The following is a 1,179-nucleotide window of genomic DNA, read 5'->3' as shown; positions in this document are numbered from 1 at the left end:
TTTTTAATTGTAAACTTTTCATTTTTAGTTAACTGTATATTCTATACATATCAGGTTAACATAACCCATCATTAGCGTTAGCGAGGAAAAAGGACAACCCTGCTCTCACAAGTGAACCCTTTTTTAGTTCTATGAATCTATACATATTATATACATTCCTATCCTAACGTGGTTTTAGTGCTCTTGTTTGTTACTGGATTAGCCAAAAAACTGTATAAAATCTTGCATACTATTAGCGTGTTTTTCAAAAATACTGGCATCCCCCAATTTGTGCTTTCTTATGGATATTTCTTGACTCCTCATTAAAACACTCTCCTGTTCTTTGTCTATCTTTAAGAATAAACCCTGCTTGTTTATTTCAAGTTCTTGCATCGAGGCTTTACCTCCTCTCAAAGCCAAACAAACAATTCAGATTACATACCTATATCAAACTAAACATTCAATCTTTATCCAATTTGTAAATAAAAAAGGATAATCAGCCCCATAATGGACTAACTATCCTCTAAATTATTATCTAAATTCAATAAAGTGAAACTTTAATCAACCCTCACCAATCGGGCTTTTACGGGCAGTTGATCCCCACCTAATTTCTTTGCTTCCGCTGAAATTTGAGATGAGGGTCTTACTGCCCGGCAAATAGCGGGATAAAACTAGAACTTCTTTTCCTATGTATCATTACTTCGTTACTTCACCAAACTGCGCTCTCGTCACTTTCGCCAAGTCATCTACTTTAAGCTCAATTTGTATACCGATTTTCCCTCCACTTACAATGATCGTATTAAGTGATTGGGCACTTTCATCAATACATGTAGAAAATAGCTTTTTCATTCCAACTGGTGAACAACCGCCGCGAATGTATCCTGACACTTTCGTAATATCTTTTACAGGAATCATTTCAATTTTCTTTTCACTTACCGCTTTTGCCGCAGCTTTTAAATTTAGTTCCTCATCCACCGGAATAATAAACACATGATAATTTTTACTATTCCCTTGAGCGATTAACGTTTTATATACTTCTCTCACTTCTCGTCCAATTTTCTCGGCTACTGATACGCCATCAATTTTCCCATCGTCTGGATCATATGACATCATCGAATATTCAACTTTTTCTTTATCTAATATTCGCATCGCATTTGTTTTATCTTTTTTCATAACGTTCTCCTTAAAAGGTTATTTCAT

At 34.8% G+C, this 1,179-nt stretch carries 2 protein-coding genes; both read right to left on the bottom strand.

Features of this window, described 5'->3' with window-relative positions; genetic code table 11:
- Positions 1–198: 198 nt before the first annotated feature.
- Positions 199–372 (bottom strand): hypothetical protein, encoded by a 174-nt coding sequence (locus tag ACQGS6_RS28940; RefSeq protein WP_001156923.1) that lies wholly within the window; start codon positions 370–372, stop codon positions 199–201.
- A 303-nt stretch (positions 373–675) separates the two neighbouring features.
- Positions 676–1,152, bottom strand: coding sequence for a Cys-tRNA(Pro) deacylase (gene ybaK / locus ACQGS6_RS28935; RefSeq protein ID WP_000710892.1), 477 nt, complete (start codon positions 1,150–1,152; stop codon positions 676–678).
- Positions 1,153–1,179: the final 27 nt, after the last annotated feature.

This window comes from Bacillus sp. GMs2/2, assembly GCF_050172095.1.
GTDB classification, from domain to species: Bacteria; Bacillota; Bacilli; order Bacillales; family Bacillaceae_G; genus Bacillus_A; species Bacillus_A cereus.
This window is presented reverse-complemented; position numbering and strand designations above follow the sequence as displayed.